The sequence below is a fragment of the Epibacterium ulvae genome, from assembly GCF_018678075.1.
Taxonomy (GTDB): domain Bacteria; phylum Pseudomonadota; class Alphaproteobacteria; order Rhodobacterales; family Rhodobacteraceae; genus Epibacterium; species Epibacterium ulvae_A.
The window spans coordinates 1-19,010 of sequence record NZ_JAHHIR010000071.1 but is presented as its reverse complement, the minus strand read 5'-3'; the positions used below and the strand labels follow the sequence as shown (position 1 = coordinate 19,010).

The 19,010-nt window shown below is 58.5% G+C and carries 17 protein-coding genes; 6 read left to right on the top strand and 11 right to left on the bottom strand.

Annotation, left to right across the window (positions count from 1 at the left end):
- Positions 1-41: 41 nt before the first annotated feature.
- A complete protein-coding gene (locus KMP13_RS15375; protein ID WP_215266863.1) occupies positions 42-749 on the top strand; it encodes a DUF4167 domain-containing protein in 708 nt (235 codons plus the stop codon).
- Between the two features lie 99 nt (positions 750-848).
- Here the strand turns inward: KMP13_RS15375 and rsmA are convergent, their stop codons facing one another.
- The 6 genes from rsmA to lptF form a co-directional block, all read right to left on the bottom strand.
- Positions 849-1,694 carry a 16S rRNA (adenine(1518)-N(6)/adenine(1519)-N(6))-dimethyltransferase RsmA gene (gene rsmA, locus KMP13_RS15370; RefSeq protein WP_215266862.1) on the bottom strand — a complete coding sequence of 282 codons (846 nt, stop codon included), beginning with the start codon at positions 1,692-1,694 and terminating at the stop codon, positions 849-851.
- Between the two features lie 81 nt (positions 1,695-1,775).
- On the bottom strand, positions 1,776-2,750 hold the full coding sequence (gene pdxA, locus KMP13_RS15365) for a 4-hydroxythreonine-4-phosphate dehydrogenase PdxA (protein ID WP_215266861.1): 975 nt from the start codon (positions 2,748-2,750) through the stop codon (positions 1,776-1,778).
- Entirely contained in the window at positions 2,747-4,009 is a 1,263-nt protein-coding gene (locus KMP13_RS15360; protein WP_215266860.1) for a peptidylprolyl isomerase, read from the bottom strand. Before KMP13_RS15360 ends, pdxA begins: the two co-directional genes overlap by 4 nt.
- Complete coding sequence (locus KMP13_RS15355; RefSeq protein WP_215266859.1) at positions 3,994-6,159, bottom strand: LPS-assembly protein LptD; 2,166 nt, start codon at positions 6,157-6,159, stop codon at positions 3,994-3,996. The genes KMP13_RS15360 and KMP13_RS15355 overlap by 16 nt, the downstream gene beginning before the upstream one ends.
- A gap of 1 nt (position 6,160) precedes the next feature.
- Positions 6,161-7,264, bottom strand: coding sequence for an LPS export ABC transporter permease LptG (gene lptG / locus KMP13_RS15350; protein WP_215266858.1), 1,104 nt, complete (start codon positions 7,262-7,264; stop codon positions 6,161-6,163).
- Positions 7,261-8,403, bottom strand: coding sequence for an LPS export ABC transporter permease LptF (lptF, locus tag KMP13_RS15345; protein ID WP_215266857.1), 1,143 nt, complete (start codon positions 8,401-8,403; stop codon positions 7,261-7,263). The genes lptG and lptF overlap by 4 nt, the downstream gene beginning before the upstream one ends.
- A 226-nt stretch (positions 8,404-8,629) precedes the next feature.
- Between lptF and KMP13_RS15340 the strand changes: the two genes are divergently transcribed.
- Together KMP13_RS15340 and KMP13_RS15335 are read left to right on the top strand one after the other, a co-directional pair.
- On the top strand, positions 8,630-10,102 hold the full coding sequence (locus KMP13_RS15340) for a leucyl aminopeptidase (protein WP_215266856.1): 1,473 nt from the start codon (positions 8,630-8,632) through the stop codon (positions 10,100-10,102).
- Between the two features lie 4 nt (positions 10,103-10,106).
- A complete protein-coding gene (locus KMP13_RS15335) occupies positions 10,107-10,565 on the top strand; it encodes a DNA polymerase III subunit chi (RefSeq protein ID WP_215266855.1) in 459 nt (152 codons plus the stop codon).
- Between the two features lie 12 nt (positions 10,566-10,577).
- Here KMP13_RS15335 and KMP13_RS15330 read toward each other — a convergent pair whose 3' ends face one another.
- From KMP13_RS15330 to KMP13_RS15320, 3 genes are read right to left on the bottom strand one after another with little or no spacing between them, the layout of a single operon-like run.
- Positions 10,578-11,159, bottom strand: coding sequence for a retropepsin-like aspartic protease family protein (locus KMP13_RS15330; protein ID WP_215266854.1), 582 nt, complete (start codon positions 11,157-11,159; stop codon positions 10,578-10,580).
- Between the two features lie 41 nt (positions 11,160-11,200).
- Complete coding sequence (locus KMP13_RS15325) at positions 11,201-11,833, bottom strand: MarC family protein (RefSeq protein WP_215266853.1); 633 nt, start codon at positions 11,831-11,833, stop codon at positions 11,201-11,203.
- Positions 11,830-13,686, bottom strand: a complete 1,857-nt coding sequence (locus tag KMP13_RS15320) for an ABC-F family ATP-binding cassette domain-containing protein (protein ID WP_215266914.1) — start codon at positions 13,684-13,686, stop codon at positions 11,830-11,832. Before KMP13_RS15320 ends, KMP13_RS15325 begins: the two co-directional genes overlap by 4 nt.
- Before the next feature lie 192 nt (positions 13,687-13,878).
- Between KMP13_RS15320 and ndk the strand changes: the two genes are divergently transcribed.
- Positions 13,879-14,301, top strand: coding sequence for a nucleoside-diphosphate kinase (gene ndk, locus KMP13_RS15315; RefSeq protein ID WP_215266852.1), 423 nt, complete (start codon positions 13,879-13,881; stop codon positions 14,299-14,301).
- 62 nt (positions 14,302-14,363) lie between these two features.
- Here ndk and KMP13_RS15310 read toward each other — a convergent pair whose 3' ends face one another.
- Positions 14,364-14,693, bottom strand: a complete 330-nt coding sequence (locus KMP13_RS15310) for a TfoX/Sxy family DNA transformation protein (RefSeq protein ID WP_215266851.1) — start codon at positions 14,691-14,693, stop codon at positions 14,364-14,366.
- A 124-nt stretch (positions 14,694-14,817) separates the two neighbouring features.
- On the bottom strand, positions 14,818-15,432 hold the full coding sequence (locus KMP13_RS15305) for a response regulator transcription factor (RefSeq protein ID WP_215266913.1): 615 nt from the start codon (positions 15,430-15,432) through the stop codon (positions 14,818-14,820).
- Positions 15,433-15,744: 312 nt separating this feature from the next.
- Here KMP13_RS15305 and KMP13_RS15300 point away from each other — a divergent pair, with 312 nt between their 5' ends.
- Both KMP13_RS15300 and KMP13_RS15295 read left to right on the top strand, forming a co-directional pair.
- The gene (locus KMP13_RS15300; RefSeq protein WP_215266850.1) at positions 15,745-16,242 is read left to right on the top strand and encodes a molybdopterin-dependent oxidoreductase; all 498 of its coding nucleotides are present in this window, start codon (positions 15,745-15,747) and stop codon (positions 16,240-16,242) included.
- Between the two features lie 15 nt (positions 16,243-16,257).
- Positions 16,258-18,771: a hybrid sensor histidine kinase/response regulator gene (locus tag KMP13_RS15295; RefSeq protein WP_215266849.1), complete on the top strand. Its 2,514-nt coding sequence runs from the start codon at positions 16,258-16,260 to the stop codon at positions 18,769-18,771.
- Positions 18,772-19,010 lie beyond the last annotated feature (239 nt).

Here is a 19,010-nt window from a genome sequence, read left to right as displayed (position 1 = left end):
TTGGGTCTCAGACATAATGAACTAAGGCTGACGTTAGGCTTATGAGATCGTCTAAATCCCGTTCCCGGTCGAAATCGAACCGGAACCGTCCCAACGGTGCAAATGTTGTCAACCGCGTGTTTGACAGCTCTGGTCCCGAGGGCAAAGTGCGCGGTACGCCGCAGCAAATCATCGACAAATACAATCAACTGGCTCGTGATGCGCAGTTGGGGAATGACCGCGTGGCGGCTGAAAACTTTCAGCAACACGCCGAGCATTACCTGCGCCTGCTCAACGAAGCTCAGCGTGAGATCGACGCGCGCCGGGAAGAGCAGGAGCGTCAAAACCGCGAACGCCAAGCCGAGCGCGATCGTGAACGCATCGAGCGTCTTGAACGTCAGGAACGCGAAGCTGCGGCCAAGGCCGAAGCGGCGGCGGCCATTCCTGACAGCAGTCCCGAGGTGATCGACCCCCGCGAGGCCCAGCCTGCGTCCGAGGACAGCAGCGGTCTGGTGGAAACACCCGAGGACAGCGCCGCTGTCCCAGGCGCACCTGTGGCGTCCGAAGAGGCACCCGTCGCCGACAAGCCACGCAAACCGGCCCGCAAACCACGTGGACGCAAGCCTGCCGCCGATGGCGACGATGCGCCCAAGCCCAAAAGCCGCGCGCGCAAGCCCAAGCCAAAGCCCGAAGGCGACACTGCATCCGCAGACGCGCCCAAGGCCGAGACCCCCGCTGACACGGGCGGTCCCGCAGAAGCTGCGGAATAAGCATCTTTCGACATGACATGAAAAAGCCCTGCGGCCGTTCTGGTACGCGGGGCTTTTTTGTATTGATGGGGCTGTGTATGCGCAGGAGAGCCTGCGGCGTTAGTCTAGCGGCTTCAGACTACGCGCGAGGGCGCAGAACGCCTCCAGGCTGACCTGTTCAGCCCGTTCGGTGGGCGGGATGCCTGCGGCCTTCAGATGATCTTCGATATCGGGGCTCACAGATTTCAACGCAGCGCGCAGCATTTTGCGCCGTTGGTTGAACGCAGCAGCCACAACATGGGACAGGGTCTTGGCATCCGCTGGGAAGCGCGGTTCGGGCAGGGCGTTCAGATGCACCACGGCGCTGCTGACTTTGGGCGGCGGGGTAAAGGCACCGGGTGGCAGCGACAGCACGATCTTGGCCTCAGCACGCCACTGGGCCAGGATCGCCAAACGGCCATAGACCTTGCTGCCGGGCTGCGCCACAATCCGCTCGGCCACTTCGCGCTGGAACATCAACGTCAAGCTTTGCCAGAACGGCGGCCATTCCTTGGGGGTGAGCCAGCGCACCAATAATTCGGTGCCCACGTTATAGGGCAGGTTGGCCGCCACGCGGATCGGCGGTGTCAGATGCGACAGCGGATCAATCTCCAGCGCGTCGCCGTTGATCACTTCCAACTGGCCAGGATAGGCCTGCGCAATTTCTGCAAGGGCGGGCAAGCAGCGTTGGTCCTTTTCAATTGCCAGCACCCGGCGCGCGCCTTCGGACAGCAACCCACGGGTCAAACCACCCGGACCGGGGCCGATTTCCAGCACGTCACACTCACTTAGATCACCAGCCTGGCGGGCGATTTTGGCTGTCAGGTTCAGATCCAACAAGAAGTTCTGCCCAAGGGACTTGCGCGCCGACAGCTGATGTTCGGCGATGACCTCACGCAGAGGGGGCAGGGAATCAATGGCGCTCATACTATCTCTGTTCTGACCGAATACTGGGGCGCGAGGCTGCGCCAAATTGTTCTGCGTGCTTAGGAGCGTGCCCGGCAGGCGTCAAGTGCTGGCCGCCATCCGCTGTGCCAGTAGCAGCGCTTCGATCAGGCTGGTGGGCGTGGCAATGCCTTGTCCTGCAATGTCAAACGCGGTGCCATGATCGGGCGAGGTGCGGATAAATGGCAGCCCCAGCGTCACATTCACACCCCGGTCAAAGTCCAGCGTCTTGATCGGGATCAGGGCCTGATCATGATACATGCAGACGGCGGCATCATAGGTCTTGCGCGCGGTTGCGTGAAACAACGTGTCTGCCGGATGGGGGCCAGTGATCGTTGTCGCCCCCAGATCAAGCTGCGTCAGACAATCCGCGATCCAATCCAGCTCCTCGCGTCCCATCGCGCCACCTTCGCCCGCATGGGGGTTCAACCCGGCGACTGCAATACGCGGATGTGCGATGCCAAATTGATCCCGCAGGCCCGCGGCGGTAATGGCGATTACCTCTTCCAACAGATCCTGTGTCAGAACCTTTGGCACCTTGGACAGGGCGATATGAATGGTTGCCGGCACCACGCGCAGGGCGGGACTTGCCAGCATCATCACCACACGGCTGCGCCCGCCCAGATGGGCCAAAAACTCGGTATGGCCGGGATAGGCGAACTGGGCACCGTCAATCAGCGCCTTCTTGTGAATGGGCGCGGTGCACAGCGCCGAGGCCTGACCGGATTGCACCAGCTCAACCCCGGTCTCAATCGCTTGGATCACACCCGATGCATTGCGCGGATCTGCGGTGCCTTTGGTGGCGCGCCCGTGAAACGGGATTTTCCAGACGGGCAGGGCGGTGTCCACCACATCGCCAACCGCATCCAGATCACGAACGACAGAGATCGGCGTGCCCGCGGGCAGATGACGCGGATCGCCCAGCCAGACAAAGGGACAGCGCCCACGCAGCTCTGTCCAGGCTTTGACAGCGATCTCTGGCCCGATGCCTGCGGGCTCTCCACAGCTTAATGCAATCGGGCGCGCAGAGGGGGTCATTCGATAATGCGCGCTTCGGATTTCAGCTGCGACAACAGGCTGTTAGAGAAAGTCTCGAGCCGTTGTTGTGTCAACGCATTGGCAATCGACTGACGGTCCGCTTCACCGGCCAATTCACTGGTGCGGCCACACAACATAACAAGCGCCAGGGTCTGGCCGTTGTTGCGGGTAACAGCGGTCGAGGTCTCGCCCGGATCCAGTTTGGCCAGCTCCAGCGCGATATCGCGGGGGATATCGGTCGGGGGCAGGCTATCGATGGTCAGAACTTCGGGGGCTTGATCCTGGGCCACGCCGTAGAAATCATCGCAGGTGTCGACGCGGTTGATCACATCCTGTGCGGTCGCCAGGCCTTCGGGGCTGCGACCACCGGGGATCAAATAGGTCGCATATTCAATTGCTGCAAACCGAGGCGCGCTCCCCTCGATCTCACGAATACCGCGCATTTGGAACAGGGCAACGGCACCTTGCAAGCTGATCGGTTCGGAAATTTCGCCGTTCTTCAGGTTTAACACCACATCACGCAACTGCGGCGGCAGGTTGGTCAGATCCATCCACGGCAAACGACCGCCATTTTCGCGACTGTCCGCGGCAGAGACCTGCGAGGCCGCGGCTGAGAAGGTATCCACACCGCCGCGCGCGCGAACCTCCTCAATGAAATCCTCGACCTGAGGGGCATTTTCACGGGTCAGCGGGATGATGATCTCGGACAACAGAACCTGAACGCCACCGGTGCCTGCGCTGCCCATGGCCTGGTCAATTTCCGCATCCGACGGGCGAGCCCGCCCCAGGAAGCGCGCCCCGATATATTCGCGCCAGCCGATGCCGACACGGGTGAAATCGCGCAGGGTCTGCGGGTCAACACCGGCTTGGCCCAGCGTCGCGAGGAATTCGTCCAGCGACAGATTGGTGCGCTGCGCCAGCGTTGTCATGCCCTCGATCACCTCTTCTTCGGTAGGAAGAAGACCAACCTCGTTCATCAGTTGCAATTTCAGCTTGTCTTCGATCAACACCTCGCGGGCCTGCTCCAGCGGATTGCCAGGGGTGCCGGTGACCGTCAGGAAACGCGCGCGCTGTTGCAGCTCATATTCGGTGATCGCCTGATCGTTCACCCGGATGACCGGTGAAAACAACCCCTGCGCCGAGGCTGCGGGAACCGTTGTGCCCACAAGGGCTGCAACCGCCAACGTGGCCAATGCACGCCGTGCGAATTGACCCGCTTTTGCGGAAAGGAAATGCGGAGAAATCAAGTATTGCTGCATGATCGCCTGTACTTATTGGTGCCGCTGTTCACGGAAAACCCGTTTAGCGAAATGGTAAAGCCGAAATCGGTCGACGGCTCAACACTTGTTGTGGAGGTATAGCGCCGATTTACCGAGAGGTCGACCGTTACACATTCGTTTTGGTAGGCCACGCCAAGGCCCGCGCGTGTTGCCCGCCCGTCCGAGACGTCATAACGCAGGTTGGCGCTGGCCAGCCAATTAGCGTTGACCTCGTAATTTCCGTCAAACCACAGTTCCGAGGTCGGATCATCGCGGTTTTCTTCGGCATCGCTGCCAAGCCACAGATAGCTGCCGCGCACGTTGGCTTTCTTGTATCTCACATCGCCGCGGAACTCAGCCTTTGAGACATTGAGCGAGCCGTTCAACAGCCCCCGCGCGGTCAGGGCAACGCCTTGGTTCAGTTTCAACTGGCCTGCCAACAACAGGTCAGACGAGGTGTCGCTCAGGCCCGAGGTCTTGGTGAAACTGTCCTCAGCGTCTTGCCGGAAGACCTGACCAATGGTCGCGGTGGCTTGCCAGCCACTGGGATCAAAATGCGCCCAGTTCACACCGTACGCCAGCTGTAGCCCATCTTCACGTTGGTCCGAGGCCGGGAACCGCGACAGGGACAACAGATTGCCCTCGTCAAATTCTACAAAGTTACTCTCGTCATTGGGCACGTCGTCGCCGGTCACATTGGACCAGCCGAGCTGGGCAATGGGCTCCAGATACTGCGACGCGCCACCAACGGTGACCCGCGTCATCGGCAGACGGAAGGTCAATGCGCTACGCGGCACAGCACGAGAACTGCTGTTTGCAAAGACGGCATCGTCATTGATCGAAAACTGGTCAAATGTCGCACCAACTTCCCATTCAGTGACAAGGCCACTGGAAAACCGCCAATCCTGATGCCAGCTGAAATCTGTCGACACGCGCGCGACATCACGTCCGGCGGCATCCGTGGCTGTTGCCAATTCATTGGATGTGCGGCGGTGGTTGTGCGCCTCAAGACCAAGGCGAAGCTCGCCGTTCTGCGACCACGCGGGATGGATGCGTTTTTCATAGCCAACATCCGCAATGATCGACGGAACTTCGTCTTGCTCCTCACTGTCGCGCAGCGATTTGTAGTGCAGGATGCTGCCGCGCAGAAACTCGTCTCTCTTGATGCGGCTGACAGTGATGTCCGATCGCAGACGGTCCACATCGGCCAGGCCGTAGTCCGCGAAATAAGCATCGTCCGAGACAACGTTGAGGTCAAAGGCCAGCTTATAGCCCTGTTTCAGCGCAAATTGGCCCTGAAGCGATCCATATCCTCGGTCATCCCCGCTTTGCAGATCATCACGGGTAAACGCGCCCTCAAAGGTGATGCTCCCCCGACGGAAGGCTTGGCGGTATCTCCAATCCAACGTGCGTGTCTTGGAAGAGATATACGGCGCCAGCGTCAGGTCCTTGTGATCACCGATCTTAAAGAAATACGGAACCTTGATTCCGGTTGCGAGGCTCGAGGTGGAGCGGATCGTGGGCACCAAAAACCCTGTGGCCCTGTCCAACGTCGGATCCGGCAGACGCAAGGCAGGAAAGTAAAAGATCGGCACATTGCGCACACGCAGCTGAGCGTTTTCGAGATACAGCTGTTGTTCCTGCTGGTCGTGTGTGACCCGTTCCGCCCGAATCTGCCACAGCGGCGGACGCCCATCATTGCAAACATCACAAGAGGTTACGGCAGTTTTATACAGCTGCGTGTAGCGCCCGTTGACGCGCGTCATCTGCAAGGACGCCAGTTGAACCTGCTGATCAAACACCAACCGCGCCGATGACAGGATGCCGTTTTGCAAATCGCTGTCCAGCTCTGCAGCATCGGCCAAAATGGAGACATCGCCATCCTGATCGATGCGGATCGGACCTTCGATCCTCAGGGTGCCATTGGCATCGTCAAAGGTGATCTTTTCGGCCTGCAGACGCACGCTGCCCTGAAACACTTCCACCCCACCCGTGGCCACCAGCTGGCGTTCCGGGGTGATAAACACGCTGTCCGCAACCAGAATCGCCTGCTGCGACACCGGTGCGGTATCCGTCAATTGCTGCGTCATGCCCGGCGTGGCAATGCTGACCCAGGGCAGGAAGACGGTCATTAAGAGAGCGCGGCGCATATTATCCGTCCTCGGCATGGAGCAAGAGCCCCAGGGTCAACATTATGGACGCCACCGGCGGCGCCCAGGCAGACAGTGCGATCGGGATCTGTCCGTTCTCGCCCAGGATCTGTGCAAAATTTCGAATGAAGTAAAGGCCAAATCCGAGCAGCACCGCCGCCAGAACCGCAATCCCCGTGCCACCAAACCGCGCATGACGCATGGTAAAAGCCGCGCCGACCAGCACCATCGACATCAAAAACACCGGCCGTGCCAGTTCAATCTGCAACAGCACTTCATAGCGTTTGGTGGAAAATCCGGCGTTGGCCAGATCACGGATCGTTTGCGGCAGGTCGTAAATCGAGATGCCTTCGGTTGCGCCGATCGTGTCGCGAATACGTTCCGAGGTCAGCGTTGTGGCAATCCGCAGGCTTTCATGCGTTTTGGACGCGCTTTCCGGCACAAAGCCCACGGTCAATGGCCAAACCTTGGCGTTTGTGAGCACCCAGGCGTCCCCGACCAAAACCGCACTATCGGCCAGAATGCGCGTCTTTGGCCCCGAGCTTCCTGTGTATTCCAAAATGCTCACGCCGCGCAGGGCAATTTCATCGCCCAGACCCAGATACCCCTGCGCATGGATCACCGATTGCCCCTCTGGCGTGCCTTGGCGCAGCCACAGACCTTCGCCGCTCAGCGACAGGGTGGCATTGCTGCCGTTGCGATATTCATCCGCCAGCTCTTTGTACCGGTTTGCCGTGGCCGCCGCGATCGGGTTCAACGTGCTTAACGCGACCAGGCCGATCAGCAGCGCCACCAACAAAGGCGGCAAGAGCGCGCGAATCCCTGATCGCCCGGCTGCCCGTGTCACCACCAATTCACTGCTGCGCGCCAGCCCTACAAACAGAACAATTGTGGTCAGAATCATGATCAACGGCAGAAACTCATTCAACGCAGCCGGCGTGTTCAGCAGGGTGAGGTTCAGCAATTCCGCAAAATTCAGATCCACGCTTTCAAATTTGCGGATTTGCTCATTGAGGTCAATCAGCGCTACCAATGTCATCAAAACACCGCTGATCACACAGAACCATTGGAAGAACCGGCGCGCATAATAAAGATCCAGCTTCACGACGCCGCCTCCTGACGCGCATGACGCAGCTGTTTCAGCCGCACCCCAACAGGGCGGGCGGACAATTGTAAGAACAGCAGCGCAACCCCGATGCCAAACACGGTTGGCACATAGATCAACGGCCACATCTGCGGGTTTTCCAAAACCGGTTCCGAGACCACACCGCGCAGCCCTTCGACGATGATCAACAGGACAAAGGCCAACAGCGCCTGCCGCCATACCCCAAAGCGTGAAAAGCTGCCCAGCATCAGTGCCGAAAACCCAATCAACGTCACGGCGATACAGACCAGCGCACGGGCAAATCGCAGGTGCAGCTCTTCGGTTTGAACGCCAATGCTGTGGCCTTCCTGAGCTTTCACTGCGTCGCGATTATACATCAACTCAACACTTGGCACGGCACGAATATTGCGGGTTGGGTTCTCTACCTTGTTGGTGAGCAGGCTGATATCATAGGAAAAATCTTCAAACGCGGTGGACGACAGACGCCGACTTTCGCGGTGCAGCCGTTGTGCCATCCCGTCGACCATGATCAGATGGGTGCGATCTTCGTCGCGCACAAGAAACGCCCGCGCACCGGTATAGGTCACGGTCACATCGGGATCGCGGCGGTCTGACAGGAAGACGTCGTTCAATGTCCCGTCGTCCTCAATCTTGCGAATGTAGAATGTCACACCCCGCGCAGGGTGCAGGAAATCACCCTCGTTCAGGATGCGGGCGGTGACATTGCGGGCCACTTCGGATTGGCGTTGATCCAACTTGCTGATCGACAGCGGCAACAGGAAATGGGTCAGCACCAACATCATCGCCGCACAGAGCAGGCCGAATGTCAGTGCAGGGCGCGCCAATTGCCAGGGGCTTGACCCGGTGGACCGCAGCACCGTCAGCTCGCTTTCGCTGTTCAGCCGATTGGTCACCCAAACGGTCGCCGCAAAGGCCGCAATCGGCAGGATCATCCGGATCAAGTTCGGCAGCGTCAGCGCTGAAAATTCAAGGAAAACCAGCACCGATTGTCCGTCGCCAATAAGGCGATCAAACAGCACAACCGCGCGGTTTACCCAAAACACTGCTACCAGAACTAGGGCGAAAAAGCCAAAGAACAGCAGATATTGAGACAGGACATATCTGTCGAAACGTGACAAGCAATCCCCCCAGATCGGCTTTTGTCTTATTGCGGCGACCTTAGTGCATTCAATGCGTGGTGAAAACTGCAATTTCCATTCGTCGGAAAATTGCCGCTGCCTTGGTCGAGTTTGCCCAAATTTCCCTTGTCAGCCCATCCGAAATTATGTCGGTTGCGTTTTACCTAGTCACCGCTGGCCGTCCAAGGTACCAGTGGAGAAAGAATTGAACAAAAAGGGGAGTTTCATGAGCCAATCACCCAAAGTCAGCGTCGTTGAATTTGACGTCAAAACCATGGGCGACGTAACCGGTCGCCTGGCGGTCATCGTTAGTCCCGAGGGCGATCTGGACCCCGGCGCGCGCTCTGCCAACCGTTTGTGCAAAGGCGCGCTAGCGCGGATGGTCGAAGGTGAGGGGCTGAAAAAAGCCAAAGCCGGCGACGTTGTGTCCTTGTCTTGGCCAGCCGGTCTGGCGGCCAAAGCGCTAGATGTAGTGGTTCTGCCCAAGAAAGCGACCCAGGAACAGCTGCGCAGCGCTGGTGCTAGACTGGCAGCGTGTGCGGGTGAAGAGACCGTGACCTTTATGGCCGGCTCTCTGCCCAACGTCGAAGATCTGGCGCTTGGCTTTGCGCTGCGCTCTTATTCTTTTGACGACCACAAATCCGCCGACGCAGCCACGCTGCCGGATTTGGTGATTGCCCATAAGAAACCCGAAACGCTGGAGGCTGCGATTGCCACCACGCTCGCCCTCGCCGAAGGGGTCCATATGACCCGCGATCTGGTGAGCGAGCCTGCAAATGTTTTGACCACCACCGAATTTGCCAACCGTCTGGTTGAGATGCAGGACCTCGGGCTTGAGGTCGAAGTTCTGGACGAAGATCAGCTGGAAGAGCTGGGCATGCGCACGCTTCTGTCGGTTGGACAAGGCTCTGACAGCCCTTCCAAAGTGGTTGTGATGCAGTGGAACGGCGGCACCAAAGGTGACGCACCACTGGCGCTGGTCGGCAAGGGCGTGGTGTTTGACACCGGCGGTATCTCTTTGAAACCGGCAGGTGGCATGGAAGACATGACCATGGACATGGGCGGCGCCGGCACCGTTGCGGGCACCATGCGCACGCTTGCGCTGCGCAAGGCCAAGGCAAATGTCGTGGGTCTGGTGGGCATTGTGGAAAACATGCCATCGGGCAATGCAATCCGCCCCGGTGACGTGGTGAAATCCATGAAGGGCGATACAGTTGAGATCATCAATACCGACGCCGAGGGGCGTTTGGTTCTGTGTGACGTGCTGTGGTACGCGCAGGAACGGTTTGAACCCGCAGGCGTTATTGACCTTGCGACCCTGACCGGTGCGATCATCATTGGTCTTGGCCATGAAAACGCAGGCGTCTTCTCCAATGATGACACGATCTGCAACCACTTCCTGGCGGCGGCCGCTGCCGAAGGGGAGGGCGCATGGCGCATGCCCCTCGGCGCGGCCTATGACAAAAAGCTGAAGTCGCCGATTGCTGATATGAAAAACATCGGTGGCCGTCCGGCGGGGTCCATTACTGCGGCGCAGTTCCTGCAGCGCTTTATCAAGGACGGCGTGCCGTGGATCCATCTGGACATCGCCGGCGTCGCCTCGGTTGCCTCTGGCACGCCCTTTGCCCCCAAAGGGTCCACCGGATGGGGCGTGCTTGCCCTCAGCCGTCTGGTCCAGGACCAATACGAGGCTGAATGATAAAATGGGGGCCGCCTATTTCTATCATCTGACCCGCCGCCCGCTGGAACAGACCTTGCCGGTTCTTCTGGACAAGGCCCGCGGGGCAGGCTGGCGTATTGCCGTGCGGGGGGCAGAGCCCGACCGCATGGCGTGGCTCGATGATCGCCTGTGGCAGGGAGCGGACGACAGCTTTCTGGCGCACGGTCTGGCGGGCGGCCCCCATGATGCTTTGCAACCGATCCTTTTGACAACATCGGCTGCGGCTGCCAATGATCCGGTCTGCGTGATGGCTGTGCACGGCGCCGACATCAGCGCAGATGAGGTCAACACGTTGGAGCGGGTCTGCATCCTGTTTGACGGCACAGACCCCGAAGCCGTGCAACGCGCCCGCATTCAATGGAAAACACTTACGAATGAGGGCTGTAGCGCGCAATATTGGTCCGAAGAAAGCGGTCGTTGGGAGAAGAAGGCCGAGGCCTGATCGCGCGGAGACTTACCGCGTCAGCACCAGCGCATTGTCGCGAATTTCGATGCTGGACCACCGCTGCAGATAGCTCATCCCCAACAGGGAATTCTCCAGCTCGGCCTCATTGACCCAGGCCCGCACCTGGGTGTCGCGAAATCCGCCCAGATCGACGTCATCCAATTCCACCATCGCTGTGCGCACCTCGCCATTGGCGGTCATGGCGCGCCCGAGAAAAGCCAGCTCATCCGGCTCAAACCCAATCCGGGCTGCGTCCTTTATCGACAGCACGACCTGTGACGCACCGGTATCGACCAGAAACTGCACCGGCGTGCCGTCGATCTCAACCGTTAGGTAGTAATGCCCATCCCGCGCCCGTGGCACGGTGATGCTGTGCCCATCGGCATGCAGGCTTTGCTGCGGGACCAGATCGCCACGGATGTCATCCCACAGACCATAACCCGCCACCGCGCCCATGAAGATAAACACCCAGATTACAACCTGTTGCAGCGTCTTGTTCAGGGGCTGCCGATTTTGCGCGACAAACCACGACACAACGGCCAGCAGCAGGATGACAAGATAGATCACATGGGCAATTTCAAACGACGGCATCGGGTCCTCCTGTCGTTTAAGATAGGAAGGCGCGGGGCCAATTACGATCCCACAAAGCCAAAGTCGCGCAAACCATCCAACACAAATTGCACCGCCAATGCCGCCAGCAACATGCCGAGTAGGCGGGTCACCACGGTGATGCCGGTCTTGCCCAAGGCGCGTCCCAACAGGCCCGCTGACAGGAAAAAGGCAAACAAGATCAATAGGACAGAGGCCGCAACGCCCATAACAGACACAAACCCCAACGCGCCCGGATGTTCCCCGGTCAATAGGATCATGGTCGCAATCGATCCGGGACCCGCAATCAGCGGGATCGCCAGCGGAAAGACCGAAGGGTCGTCGAAATCGTCTTCTTCATCGGGCTGGCTGGTGTTTTCGCGCCGCTTGGTGCGCCGTTCAAACAACATGTCCAGCGCGGTCAGAAACAGCAAAATGCCACCGGCAACCCGAAAGGCCGACATAGAGATGCCGACAAATTCCAACACCGCTTCGCCCAGAACCGCAAAGAGCGCCAGAATGCCACTGGCCACCAGAATGGCCCGCACCGCAATTTTGCGCCGCCGCCGGGCATCCAAACCCTGGGTTAGGGCAATGAAAATCGGAGCAAGCCCAATCGGGTCGATAATCACGAATAACGATACAAAAGATGTAATCAGAAATCCGCTTTCGATCATAACGCCTCCGCGCGTTCCAGTTTTTCCTGCGCTTTTTCCCACATGGCCTCAGCCCGGTCCAGCGCGTCGATACATTCGCCGTGTTTCTTCTGCCAGACACCCAGATCATCCGCACGTTCCGGCTCATAGATCGAAGGATCCGCCAGTTTCGCGTCCAGCTTATCTTGCATCGCCGTCAGCTTTTCGACACGTTCTTCACATTTGCGCACTTCGGCGCGCAGGGTCAACATAGCATCGCGGCTGGGGCGTTTGGGTTTCGGCTTGGCCGGTTTGGACGAAGCGGCCTTGGACCCCGACTTGTTCTGCGTCAGCAAAAATTCACGATAGCTGTCCAGATCGCCATCATAGGGTTTTACCGTGCCATCCGACACCAGCCACAGACGGTCCGCGACCAGCGACAACAAATGCATGTCGTGGCTGACCAGAATGACCGCACCGGAATAGGCGGTCAGCGCCTCGACCAGCGCCTCGCGGCTTTCGATGTCCAAGTGGTTTGTCGGCTCATCGAGGATCAGCATATGGGGCGCATCCAAAGTGGCCAGCAACAGCGACAGCCGCGCCTTTTGCCCACCGGACAGCCGCCCAACAACAACCTCGGCCTGTTCCGCGCCCAGACCAAAACCGGCCAAACGAGTGCGCCATCTCGCAGGCCCTTCCGAGGGGCGCAGACGGCGCAGGTGTTCCACCGGTGTTTCGTCCACATACAGCTCGTCCACCTGGTGCTGGGCAAAGAACCCAACCCGCAGCTTGTTGGATTTGGTCATCTTTCCGGCCATCAGCGGCAGGCGATCCGCCAAAAGCTTCGACAGTGTCGATTTACCCTGACCGTTTTTACCCAACAGCGCGATCCGGTCGTCCTGGTCGATACGCAGGTCCATTTTGCGCAGGACTTCGGTGTCCCCATATCCGGTAATACCGCCTTCCATATTGATGATAGGCGGCGACAGCTCTTCGGGTTCGGGGAAGGAAAACGCCCGCATCGCGGCTTCTTGTGGGGTGCTGATCGGCGTCATCTTGGCGATCATCTTGACCCGTGCCTGGGCTTGTTTGGCTTTGGACGCCTTGGCCTGGAACCGGTCGACAAATTTCTGCAGGTGGGCGCGTCGCGCTTCCTGCTTTTTGGACTCGGATTGGGCCACCGCAATGCGCGCCGCACGGGTTTCGGCAAATGTATCGTATGAGCCCTGATAGAGCGTCAGCTTCTTGTCTTCCAGATGCAGGATCGCATTCACCGAGCGGTTCAACAGACCGCGGTCGTGGCTGACGATCAGCACCGTATGGGGGTATTTCGCGAGGTAAGCCTCAAGCCACAGCGCGCCTTCCAAATCGAGATAGTTGGTCGGTTCATCGAGCAGCAGCAGATCCGGCTCGGCAAACAGCACCGCCGCCAACGCCACCCGCATCCGCCAACCACCGGAGAAGTCCGAACAGGGGCGTTTTTGCTCCGCGTCGTCAAACCCCAACCCTTTGAGGATCGATGCAGCGCGCCCCTCGGCAGACCAGGCGTCAATATCGGCAAGCCGTGTCTGGATTTCCGCAATCCGGTCCGGATCCTCGGTCTCTTCGGCCAGCAAAGCCGCGCGTTCTTTGTCGGCGGCCAAAACCGTGTTGATCAGCGACACCTCGTTTGAGGGCACCTCTTGTGCGACGCCGCCGATCTTTGCCCGGTTGGGCAATTCGATCTCGCCGCCTTCCAACGACAGCTCCCCCCGGATCAGTTTAAACAGGGTGGATTTGCCGGTGCCATTGCGGCCGACAACGCCCACTTTGTGGCCGGTTGGAATATTCGCCGTTGCGCCTTCAATCAAAGTGCGCCCGTCGATGGAGAAGGTGATATCTTGGATCTTTAACATGTTTGCGGTGTGGCGCAGGCAGGTGGAACTGTCAATTGTATGCACGCCATTCTGTGCAAATTGCATCCGGCTTGCGACTTCCCGCACAAGGCGCACACAATCCTCTTCCCAAGACAGCACAGGCATGTTACCCGGCGCGCAAAGTTTTACGGTGTGGGGGATGGCCTCACCCGACAGTCAAGGAGAGCCACAATGGCACTGGAACGCACCTTCTCGATCATCAAGCCCGATGCAACCCGCCGCAACCTGACCGGCAAAATCAACGCCAAGTTCGAAGAAGCTGGTCTGCGTATCGTTGCGCAAAAGCGTATCCACATGACCAAGGCACAAGCGGGCAAATTCTACGAAGTCCACGCCGAGCGTCCTTTCTACGGCGAACTGTGTGATTTCATGTGCTCCGAGCCGGTCATCGTTCAGGTTCTGGAAGGCGAAAACGCCATCGCGAAAAACCGCGAAGTCATGGGCGCCACCAACCCTGCCGAAGCAGACGCAGGCACCATCCGCGCAGAATTCGCAGAATCCATCGGCGAAAACTCCGTACACGGTTCCGACGCACCGGAAACCGCAGCGGTTGAGATCGCATACTTCTTTGCAGGTCTTGAACTGGTCGGCTAAGCCGCTGGGACTGCACTGATTTTAAAGGGCCGCTCTGTTCAGTCAGGGCGGCTTTTTTGTGTCTAACGCTTCTCGATCACGCCGATGGTATCCAGGATCCGTTCAAATTCGGACAGCCCCTTGTCAAAGGCTTCGGCCTTGATCGCGTCAAACTTTACCCGCAGGGCTTTCTTCTCTTCGCCCTTGCAGTCGTTCCAGGGACGTCCCTGCAGCCCCATCACAAGAACATAATAGCCAATGAAATGGGGTTTGGTGCCCGCGCGCAGCATCATAGCATAGGCCGCATCCGCCCCAATTTCGCGCAGCTCTTCGGCCGTCAGAATTCCCACCTTATGGCAGGCTTCTTCAAACGCGGGGCCAAGATTGCGGATAGATGTAATAGGGCTGGACATAACGGGAACATAAGCCCAGCCGCATCTCCTGTCACCACGTAATTTCCCGATCTCGCGTTTTCAGAGCTTTCGGGTGGACCGTTGATCCCCCTTTGAACGTGCCGCTAACGCCTTAGGAAGGTGATCAGAACAGCCCGGCTTCCTTGGCAATCAGGGCCGCCTGAGTGCGGTTCTTGGCCTTCAGCTTGCGACACAGGGTGCGCACGTGCAGTTTGATCGTCACTTCCTGCAGGTCCAGCTCGCGGGCGATTTCCTTGTTCGACAGACCCCGGCTGAGCCCGCCGAGGACTTCCAACTCACGCGGGCTGAGCTTTTGCGCCAATGGATGCGTCTCGGCCGCGGCCTGTTCGCGCATCAGCTCCACCGGCATATAAATTTCACCCGCGCTCATGAACCGCACCGCGTTCAACAGCGACTTGGCACCCATCGTTTTAGGAATGAACCCAATCGCACCCGCCGCCAACGCGTCCTGCGCGGTGCGGGCAGGGGCGGTGCCTGACAGAATGCCCACCCCTTTGCCACCATTGGCGGCCAATGTGCGGGTCAGGCCATCCAGCCCCATCATGCCGGGCATGTTATAGTCCAAGAGCACCAGATCAAACGGACCGCTGGTCTCCACCTCTTGCAAGGCGGACTGCAAATCGATCGCGGTTGTGACATCCGCACCACCCTCGGATGAGAGGTAGGCAGAAATCGTCTCACGCACCATGTCGTGATCATCAGCAATCAAAATTCGCATAACTGGCGACACCTTACTCATTGTCCGGGTATCCAAGCATAAAGCTGAATTGGTTTCTAAATCCTGAACTTCATCCCATGCTTGTACTGCGTGCTGATCCATCATGCCCTCCAAAATATTCAAATTTATGCACTTTAGATTAGATTCAATTGTCTTTTTACGGTGAAACAACTCTGGTCAGGTCTCTTATTCAGAAGATGGAAAGTTATATACGAAAGACTACTCCGGTATCCTGACGGGCCAATGCAGTATGGGTTTTCCTATGCGATAGTTCGGTCAACTCATGGATTTTGTCTGAGAAGGAGTATTTTGATGAAGGGTATAATCAAGACGGTTACAACAACGCTTCTAACCGTATTTGCACTGAGCACCGCAGCGCTGGCCGCTGGGGAGACTATTCTTACAGTTGAACATGTCGCCGCCAATGGGGACGTCACCAGCAGCGAAAGCTACTCACTTGAGGATCTGCGCTCCATGCAGACCGCCTCCTTCGAGACCGAGACGATCTGGACCGAAGGTGAGCAAACCTTCACCGGCGTGACCCTGGCCTCCATCGTGGCGGCGCTGGGTGTGGACGGCGGTGAGATTGAGGCTGTTGCCATCAACGCCTATTCCGTCCAAATCCCGGTGTCGGATGCCGTGGCAAACGGGCCGATCATCGCCTTTGAACGCAATGGCGACGAGATGAGCATCCGCGACAAAGGTCCGCTGTGGGTGGTCTATCCTTACGACAGCGATCCCGCCTATCGCACCGAAGCGGTCTATTCCCGCAGCATTTGGCAGTTGGAAAAACTGGTCATCAATCAATAATTTCGGGTAACGATCATGAATGAAAAGCAAGAGCGGAAACTGCGACGCTTCCGTCGCGCCATCGCTGGTTTCGGATTTATCATTCTGCTCTTGCTGTCTGGCGAGTCGATTTGGCTCGGCAGCAAAATCTTGCAGCGTCTCGAGGGGCTCTCAACCGCCCAGACGGACAATCTGCAATGGAACCTCACCCAGATTGAGGTCGAATACCTTAGGGTCGAAAACCGCGCCCTCGCGGTTGAGAGTGAGGCTGACCTGCGCGCGCTACGCCGCGCATTTGACGTGTTCTACAGCCGCATTACTACCGTGCGCGAAAGCTCGGTCTTTGCGCCTCTGCGCAATGATGTCGAAGCCAACCGACATCTGCTGCATGTTCAGGACCGATTGGATGAGCTGGCGTCCTTTGTGGATGCGCCCGACGGCCAATTCATGGCCAATATGGAGGTCTTCAAAAAGCAGGTGGTAGAAAACCGCGCCGATATGCGCGCGCTGGCCATCGCAGGCCTTTCGGTTTACGCCGCTCAGAATGAGGCCAAACGCCTCGACCTCCACCGATTGCTGTCCCAGCTGGCGGCAGTTGTCTTTGTGTTGGTCACGGCGCTGGGTCTGACCGCATTGTTGCTGGCGGTCCTCTATCGCCGCGTGCGGTCGATGGCGGCGAACAGTGTGCGCACCGCCGCCCGGATGCAGGCCATGGTGGCCTCTTCCCTGGATGCGATCCTGGTGGTCAACAGCGACGGACAGTTGATCGAATACAACGGTGCGGCAGAAACCGTATTTGGCTATTCCCGCGAGGAAGCTTTGGGGTCTGACATGGCCCAGTTGATTGTCCCAACCCACCACCGAGAGGCGCACAAACGCGGGCTCGCACGCTTCCTTAAGACAGGGATTTCAACAGTAGCCGGCAAAGGCCGGATCGAGCTGGAAGCCATGCGCAAATCGGGTGAGGTTTTCCCGGTTGAACTCTCCATCACGCCGACCGCTTCTGGCGATGACACGGTCTTTGTCAGTTTTCTGCGCGACATCTCTGACCGTTATGAGGCCGAGGCCGAACTGCGCGCCGCTCGCGATGACGCGCTGGCAGGCGAACGGGCCAAAGCCAATCTGCTGACCGTCATGAGCCACGAGATGCGCACGCCGCTGACCGGCGTGCTCGGCGCGATCGAAATTATGGAAAGCGAACAACCCACCGAGACACAACGCAAATACCTACGCGCCATGCGGGTGTCGGGTGAATTGTTGCTGCAACACGTCAACGACGTTCTGGAACTGTCCCGCCTCGAAGCGGACGCCCTACCAGAAGAAACCACCCATTTTGACTTGGTGGATTTGGTCGAAGGACTGGTTGCAAGCCAGCAAGCGACCGCGCAATCCACCGGCAATGACCTTTCAGTCTATTGCAATCTCGGTGGATCTCGTTTCGTCGATGGCAGCCCACGCGCAGTGCAACAGACATTGCTGAACCTTGTGGGCAACGCGTTGAAATTCACCCGCAACGGAGCCGTGATGGTGGAAATCAGCCGCCGGGAGAACAGCGACATTGTTGACTTCCAAGTGGCCGACACCGGCAAAGGAATCGCACCTGAACATCTGGAACGCATTTTCGAGGATTTTGTAACCTTGGATTCCAGCTATGGCCGGATGAGCGAAGGCACCGGGCTTGGCCTAGCAATCACCAGCCGTATGGTCGCCAGCATGGGCGGTGAAATCACCTGCGAAAGCGTGCTGGGCGAGGGCAGTACCTTCTACATCCACGCACCACTTCCCGTTGTCGACAATACAGCGCCCGGCGTCATGAGCCGGTCCGAGGTCGACCGCCGCTCAGCCCGTTTGTTGATCGTCGAAGACAATGACGTGAACCGCGAGCTTCTGCTGAAAATGCTGGAATTGATGGGCCACAACGTTATCGCTGCTGCGGGCGGGGCCGAGGCTGTTGCCTTGGTGGCCAAGAACCACTTCGACCTCGTGTTGATGGATATCAGCATGCCCGAAGTGGACGGCATCGAAGCCATCCGCCGTATTCGCGCCCGAAAACTGGCGCCACATACCGATATCGTCGCGCTCACTGCCCATGCGGCGGCCGAGGATCATAAACGGGTCTTGGCTGCGGGGTTCGCAGAAATCCTGACCAAACCGGTGAACAAACGCCAGCTGATCGAAGTCATCGGTCGACGCGCCCTGCGCCACGAAGCCGATGGTGAGGACGAAGAGAACGGATCCGATATCGCCCAATTCTTCGAGGCCTTGGGACCTGAGAAGGCAAATGAATTCCTGATGCGGTTCCTAGATGAAATCGCAACATTTGCGGGCGAATTGGCCAAAGGAACCGGGATCTCGCGCGATTTGCGCGCGGAATCACATCGCCTTGCCGGATCGGCAGCCGTTCTTGGCCTTGCGAGCCTCAGGAAGTGTTTGCAGGACATCGAGGTCGGAGCCGAAGACCGCCCACCTGCTTGCGATCAATTCGGTGAGGTCTGGCAAGAAGCGGATGCCATCTTGATGGCGGAACTCAACCAAATCGCTGCGGAATAGCCACCACCAAATCGTCCTTTTTCGCTGTGTCCTAGTGCCCCCTGTGTGACCAGCTACGCAAGTTGGCAGATAAGGGGAGAACACCGACCTCGGCTCGTTCGCTTCAGGCCGAACTTGTCTAATGAGAGAAGAGCAGGATCACAGACCCGGGCCAAAGGGTAGAGTTCGCCCTCTGTTTGAAGGGGCTTTGTCGCACAAATCGGTTGAGGGGATTCAAGTTGTGAAACCAGCATGATAGC